Here is a 3,281-nt window from a genome sequence, read left to right on the forward strand (position 1 = left end):
ACATATTCGCCTTACTACTTAATTGGTGATGTCTATATCCTAAATCCTGCTTTTCCAGAGATATCTATGTTTTTAAATAAACAATCTTCTCTTAAAATGACTTCAGGTTATGACCTTTCTGCTTACGCTCCTTTTGAAGGTGATGTCTTTTCGGTTGGGATGAGTTTATTTCGTCGCAGTAGAGAGGTGTTTGCCGGCAGTATACTACTTACTGATTTTGCGCAAGACGATGATGGTATTGTTGAGTTTGAAGATAAAAGTGAGCTAGGAACTGATATCGGCTTCTTTTACGAAAGCTCTTCTAGTTTTCTATCTCCTAAGATTTCCCTTCAGACTAAGAATTTATTCACCTTAAGTAAGATAAATCAATCGAGGCTTGATTCAAGTTCTGACCTCGAAACTTTTTTAATCTTTGAGCCATACTCTCAACTTGGACTAGGGAGCTCATACCATTCGAGCTTTGGAGAGATTTATTTAGGTGTTGAGTTCCCATTTGATGGAATTTTTGAATCTATCTACACTGACTATATCAGTGGAAGTATTAACTATAGTCTGAACTCCTTTATGGGAACAATTGCAATTTCTAAATACTTCAAAACTTTGGGGCTATATTTTACTTCAGATCTTGGAAGTGTAGGTATTGTCTACGCTAATGAAAATGAGTTGGCCGGAAAAAATATTGATCACTTAGAAACTCAAAACTCAATTTATATACAACTTGATCTAAAGCTATGAAAATAATTATTCTTACTCTCTCTATTCTCTTTTCTGTACAATCTTCTCTAGGGAAGGAGAGGCTAAGGTCTTATAAGTTTTTCAAGAAGCATGCACTCTCTGAGAAACCTAAGTACAAGTACAATCAATACGAAGGTATTATCAGTGGTGCCTCAGCACTTCTGATTGGGAATGTAGGCTATTTTACTACCGATAGTAAGTCTATGAAGCTTACTTACAGTTTGGTCCAAACAATTGGTTTTTTAAATATTGGTAAAGGTGTGTATGACTATTATCGACCTCAGATATATGCTGAACAATATAAGTTATTAAGAAGCTATAAGAGCTCATCTAAAGCAAATACCGTCGAATACTTCTCTCATGGAATTATAAAAAATATTGCTCTTGAAGATAAGGCCAAGAGGCTCTCTGTTCTATACACTTCTTCATTACTTGCCAGTCAGTACCTTATTAACATTATTGGAGATAAGCTACGTGGTGATGAAAATGATCAACTCAATAATATTTACTACTTTCTTGCTGGTGTAAATACAGTTGCTGCGGCGTACTCCTATTTCAGCCGTAGTATTTATGAAGAGCACTACTACTCAATCACTCCGGTTGTTATCCCTTCTTCAAAAATCATTGGTTTACAGGCCTCTTTTCAGTTCTAATAAATGGCATATATCTTGCTTTATCTAGCAGTATATTAGCTTTTTACTTTATTCTACTAAGGGAATTTTTTCATGAAGTGTCTAAAAACTATACAGTTGTTTATGGTTGTACGTAATGCAAAACTCTTACTCTTCTCGTTAATTCTGACTTGTTCGATTGGCTGTGAGAAAAAGGAAGTTAATGCAAGTGCGTCCTTAGAGACACAAAATGATATAATTCAGCTATTAAATAGCAAGGACGCTCAGTCAGCTCTTGCGGTCATTGATGAGGCACTTGTAGAGAATCCTGAAGACTCCGATCTGTTATTTTATAAAGCTTCTGCACTTGCTATGGACTCTGGAATTGATTTGCTCGCACTTTACCCAGTCCTTCAAATTAAGTTCTTCCATGAGTCTGTCTTCAATTGGAGTGACTTAAAGAAGTATGAAAATCCCTATAAGAAATTCTTTAATATAGGGGAAGTAAATATTCAGGTTGATATCAATGAAAAGCTAAAGAAGAAGATTAATGAATCTATAGTAGAGTTCAAAGAAGACTTTCAAAGTTTTGATTACGAGAATGTAGAGAATTACTTTCTTCTTTTTGAAGTTCTTAATAGTCGTATTCTTGATAACAAATTCACTATAGATCCTGCTACTAAGAAATTGATTCTACAGTATATTGAAAATTTTGATAAATATAGAGAGCTCTATGCTCAGCTTGAAAAGCGTCTTATGGCAAAATTGGCCTTAGCTAAAGAAGAGTTTAAGGACTATGAAGAGGAGTATAGAAGAAAAATTAGTGATGAATTTAACTCAATGCTTATGCAGGGGAATGATTTAAGCAATATTTCATTTAATGAAGATTATTACGATAATAAATCCTCTACAATTGTTGATACTACTCAATCTGATGAGGGCGAGAGTAATAATACTGTAGGAGTTGAACAGACTGTTAAGGACGAAGTCGCTAGTACTTTAGATGAGAGTTCTATAGATAGTTTATTAGATGAAATGATTTACTTACAGGGAAAGGCATATCAGTCTAGTCACGCAATTAATACTGCTCTAAGAGATAGTTCTGAAGAGTCCCTGGAAGGTACTTCTGTAATTAACGATGAGGAATCAACTCAAGTCAATATTAGTCTTGATGTGATTAAGCAAAATGCTATGAAAGTTATTTGGGGGATATATGTAGGCCTACCACTTATGACATCACTGCCAGTTGTAGAAGATGATTCTTTTAATAACCTAGATGAAGCTTTATCAATATTAAATGATATTAGATCTAAGAAAGATCATCTCTATAAGAAATCATCTAGCTACATGTCTTTTTTATCTGCAGTTTCTTTTCTTTCAATTGTTAAGAAATCTCTTGTCGTTGAGAAGGTGATAGATCCATTGAGTTTTATTTGTAATTTTAATCAAGAGAATATTTTTAATTCGTATCATCGTATCCACAATTATATGAATTACTTCATGAAGAGTTCAACTAATTATAAGTTTTCTAATAAGTACTTTTCACAATTTTCAAAATTCTCAAAAAGTATTGAGGATGGACAAGGTCATCTATCTCTCGACGCTGTTGCTGTTATTGACGAATCTGTAAATCGCGCAAAAAATAATGTTTGTGATGTGTATTAACATTTTTTCTTATAGCTCTCCACAGATTTAGTGGTTAATTAATATTCAAAAAGAAAGGGCCTATTTAAGGCCCTTTGATATATCTCTTAGATATTTAGAGTATGTTTGAAATCAAATACCAGTTTATAAATCACTTTTTCTTATTCTAATAAAGAATGGAAAGTTATCTGTCCATGGTGACTTTTTCCTCTTTTGAAAATATTTTGCACCAGATTCGAAGATAGTCCATATTCCACTACCCTTGCGTGAAGCTCCTCCATACCAGCAGGG

General features: G+C 33.8%; 3 protein-coding genes. All 3 read left to right on the forward strand.

Features of this window, described 5'->3' with window-relative positions; all coding sequences use genetic code 11:
* Window positions 1-735: hypothetical protein (locus ABX784_RS16380; protein WP_372656138.1), on the forward strand; the 735-nt coding region annotated here is incomplete at its 5' end.
* Window positions 732-1,388, forward strand: coding sequence for a hypothetical protein (locus ABX784_RS16385; protein WP_372656139.1), 657 nt, complete (start codon window positions 732-734; stop codon window positions 1,386-1,388). The genes ABX784_RS16380 and ABX784_RS16385, both read left to right, overlap by 4 nt.
* A gap of 72 nt (window positions 1,389-1,460) precedes the next feature.
* Window positions 1,461-3,011 (forward strand): hypothetical protein, encoded by a 1,551-nt coding sequence (locus tag ABX784_RS16390; RefSeq protein WP_372656140.1) that lies wholly within the window; start codon window positions 1,461-1,463, stop codon window positions 3,009-3,011.
* The last annotated feature ends 270 nt before the right edge of the window (window positions 3,012-3,281 follow it).

The sequence above is a fragment of the Halobacteriovorax sp. genome (assembly GCF_041587335.1).
In the GTDB taxonomy this organism is placed as follows: domain Bacteria; phylum Bdellovibrionota; class Bacteriovoracia; order Bacteriovoracales; family Bacteriovoracaceae; genus Halobacteriovorax.